At 52.3% G+C, this 3,327-nt stretch carries 6 protein-coding genes; 2 read left to right on the top strand and 4 right to left on the bottom strand.

Annotation, left to right across the window (positions count from 1 at the left end; all coding sequences use genetic code 11):
* From AC14M5_RS13385 to AC14M5_RS13375, 3 genes are all read right to left on the bottom strand, one after another.
* On the bottom strand, positions 1-536 hold a 536-nt coding region (locus AC14M5_RS13385), incomplete at its 3' end, for a type I restriction endonuclease (RefSeq protein WP_484030174.1).
* 28 nt (positions 537-564) lie between these two features.
* Positions 565-1,035, bottom strand: coding sequence for a ribonuclease toxin HepT-like protein (locus AC14M5_RS13380; protein ID WP_484030173.1), 471 nt, complete (start codon positions 1,033-1,035; stop codon positions 565-567).
* Positions 1,032-1,445, bottom strand: coding sequence for a nucleotidyltransferase family protein (locus AC14M5_RS13375; RefSeq protein ID WP_484030172.1), 414 nt, complete (start codon positions 1,443-1,445; stop codon positions 1,032-1,034). Before AC14M5_RS13375 ends, AC14M5_RS13380 begins: the two co-directional genes overlap by 4 nt.
* A gap of 148 nt (positions 1,446-1,593) precedes the next feature.
* On the opposite strand from AC14M5_RS13375, the gene AC14M5_RS13370 reads away from it, so the two are divergent.
* Positions 1,594-2,052, top strand: a complete 459-nt coding sequence (locus AC14M5_RS13370) for a hypothetical protein (protein WP_484030171.1) — start codon at positions 1,594-1,596, stop codon at positions 2,050-2,052.
* A gap of 3 nt (positions 2,053-2,055) precedes the next feature.
* Positions 2,056-2,568 carry a nucleotidyl transferase AbiEii/AbiGii toxin family protein gene (locus AC14M5_RS13365; protein WP_484030170.1) on the top strand — a complete coding sequence of 171 codons (513 nt, stop codon included), beginning with the start codon at positions 2,056-2,058 and terminating at the stop codon, positions 2,566-2,568.
* A 232-nt stretch (positions 2,569-2,800) separates the two neighbouring features.
* Here AC14M5_RS13365 and AC14M5_RS13360 read toward each other — a convergent pair whose 3' ends face one another.
* Entirely contained in the window at positions 2,801-3,247 is a 447-nt protein-coding gene (locus AC14M5_RS13360) for a pyridoxamine 5'-phosphate oxidase family protein (RefSeq protein WP_484030175.1), read from the bottom strand.
* Between the last annotated feature and the right edge of the window lie 80 nt (positions 3,248-3,327).

Genomic DNA, 3,327 nt, shown 5'->3' with positions numbered 1-3,327 from the left:
ATCGTGCTGAAGAACCACTGATTGAACTCGGGCTGTTGGTTGGACAGGTTCTGGCGGATACCTTCGCCGATGCTTACGGCGCTCTTCTTGAGTTCCAGTACGCCGACCGCGATGCCATTGATGTATAGGACAATATCTGGACGGCGCTCGTGATTCCCTTTGAGTGTGACCTCTTCAGCAATGGCGAAATCGTTCTTGTGCGGATCTTGCCAGTTGATCAGGTGGACCGTCTCGGTGACCTTGCCCGCTTCGGTCTTGACCGGCACGCCGTAACGTAAAAGTTTATAAACTTCCTTGTTGTTGCTGTAGAGCGTGCGGTTATGATTGTCTGCCTCACGTCGCAGGAGGTCGATGGCGCGGTTGATCTGGGCTGCCGAGTAGCCGTTCTTTTGCAGATGATCGTTGAGCAGAATCTCTTCGATGTTGCTGTTGCCGGCGCGATCGGTCCACTCGCCGAGGTAGCGATAGCCTAATTCTTCACGGAAGAGAGTGATGACGCGGTTCTGCGTTGTTCGTTCGGGTTTGCCGACTGCCATTTTATTTCACACCCTCCATTACATGGTGCTATTGCTCAAGAAATGAGGCAAAGGCAAGCAGTTCTGTTTCTGTTTGCGCGAAAAGTTCGGGAGCAGAGTTGACCAGTTTTCCAAGTTTGACCGGATCGAAATTGTACATGTAAACAGTGCGGACAATGTGTCGAAATTTTCGATATTCATCCAGCTTTTTCCCTGTCTCGATGGAGATTACGGCTGGGCGAACTCGCGGGATTTCGACCGTCATTTGTTGCAATAAAAGGATGTGCCAGTTATCGCTGTGAGGCATATTGCCGTCAATGGTTTCAGCGATATGCGCCAGAATGCGCTCGATACCCATGTAAAAACCATGCAGGTTCAGTGCCACGCCATCCAGATAATAATCGTCGTGCGAGTGACGGGCGCGTTTCCAGCCCTCGTTCATACGCGCCAAGACTCGGGAAATTTCCTTCAATTCCAGATGGATGCGCTCGATAAGTTCTTTAATGATTTCTTCAGTCACAACGGTTTGCCGTCTTTTTCAATGTTTTTGAGCACGGTTGGCGGGCACGTCTCAAGTTCCACCAAATCAATTTGGAAATTTGTTTCCACGCGTTCGATGGCAGCGGAGGCAACATAGAATTTTTCAGGGGCGATGCCGCGCACAGCCAGGTCAATATCCGAGTGGAGCGAGAAGCTTCTACGCCGCGCGAGCGACCCAAACAGGATGATTTCCTTCGCTCCGAAGTTGGTTTTGAGCAGTTTGGCGGCTTTGCGGGCAATCGACATGGCACGCTGACGGCGGCTGGCAATTTCCGCGTTGAACTTCGCCCTGCGTTTTTTGATGGCATCCAGTGGGTGGTATTTCTTGAGTGCTTCAGGGGAGAGGTCTAACGCGGTCATGGACATGGGCAAATTATACAACTCTTTCATCCCCCCCGTCATGGCGTATCAATGTCATTGCTTGACCCGCCGCGCCTTGGACCACGCAGACCGCCGACTCGCTCGCTGCAGGGACAGCACATTACACTGATATAATTCATTCATGAGACAGGCCTCCACAAATACAGGTGACCAACTTATGAACGCCTTGCATGCACTGGGGGTGAACTTTCTCATGGGCGGCGGGGGGGCAGACGCATCTCTGCACAAACAACCTGCCCGCCTGATTGCCGGATTGGCGCAAAGTGACGAGGCGCGCCTGAGGTTATCACTGATTCCGCTCTTTCTTGAACATCCTGAATACACATCTCATGTTCGTGAGGTTGCAAAGAAGCTGGACCCGCCGGCAAGGTTAACCCTGCAATGCTATTACAGCGCCGCTGTCTGGTTGACCAAAAAACACCACCCACAGGGCACATCCCTGCCCGACCATTTCTCAAAGGATTTGAGCCTGACTCCCGTTGACGATCCTGATGAAAACCTACGTGCGCTGGCAAAACGTCACAAGGAATTGAGCGGTTCGTACGTCAACTGGCTTGCAACGTACCAACACGCGGAACAGGTTTGGCGCAAGGGGCTGGAATACCAAAAGGGGTAAATCATGGACAATGCTGAAATCATTTCCCTCCTGCAAAGCATAGGAGCGCACGTTCCGCCTGGCTCCCGACTGGTTTTGGTTGGAGGAGGCGCGCTGGCTTTACTCGGCAGTCCGCGCCTGACGATTGACATCGACTTCATTGGCGACGATGTTCACCCAAGCCCTTTGCACAAGACCATCATGCAGATCGCGCGAGAACTGAAAATTCATGTCGAGCCAGTGCCGCTGGAACGATTTATCCCGTTGCCAGAGGGGAATGAAGAGCGCATCATTCGTATCGGACAATTCGGGAATCTGGAAGTCTTTGTCGCTGACCCGTACAGTATTGCATTAAGTAAACTGGATCGCGGTCTGGATACCGATTTCGACGATCTGGTTTTTCTTGTTCAAAGCAATCATGTAAATATGGATGAATTCGAGCGCATGGTTGGCGACGCTCTGCCACACGCCCGCCAATTTGATTTCAATCCCGATATTCATGAACATCTCTTGGAACTCAAGAACCGCTTGAGATAATCCTCGCCCTCCCCGCCTGCCCCGCTGCGCTTGGCGGGGTCAGCAACACGGACATCATCCCCTGCCTTGACCTCCCGCGCCTTGGGCAGTTTTCCTCCCAGTGCGGCGATTTCGGACTCCATGTCAGTCGGTTTATCGGCCATGGCAGTGTGGTTAGTAAATTCTAGACATCCCAGAGGTACCGCTTTGTTAGGCGGTGTCCCCCGGAAGAAACAAATACGGGGATCGCATGTCATTCGTATTCGATAATCGTCCAGGGAGTAGGGTTGGAGTCGGAATAGCGAACCCAGCGCGGCGAGATCTTAAAAAAGGCCAGCTGTCCAAGATGAGCGAAGGCTTCAGCAAACCTCTTTGCATCGGGAAGGATATGGAAGTAATACTTTGCGAGCCGCAAAAGAGCGGTCCCGTGAAGCTCCTCGGCCTGCCCTTCGTATTGGACGGTGATATTTTCGTCGAATGTCCAGCCAACTACGATTGACACGGCTGGATTCTGTCGCAGCCACTCGTACTTTCGTTTGTCTTTGAACGTGCTAAAAAGAATCTCTCCGGCATCTGTCAGGACGTACTCGACAACCGCAGAGTGAGGTTTTTGGTCAGGACCGACGTAGGAGAGGGACATGAGGCTGTGCGACTGCAAGAACTTGCGCGCTATGTCACCTTGCTCGCTTTGAAATCTCATCACTTTACGAACTCCTTTCTACTCGACTCTGCAACGACCAAGAGGTAAGAATCTCGAGGCAGCACACCTTTGCAGCCGCC

It is taken from the genome of Candidatus Villigracilis sp., assembly GCF_057083605.1.
The sequence above is the reverse complement of the archived record's forward strand: the minus strand, read 5'-3'. Positions and strand labels throughout refer to the sequence as shown.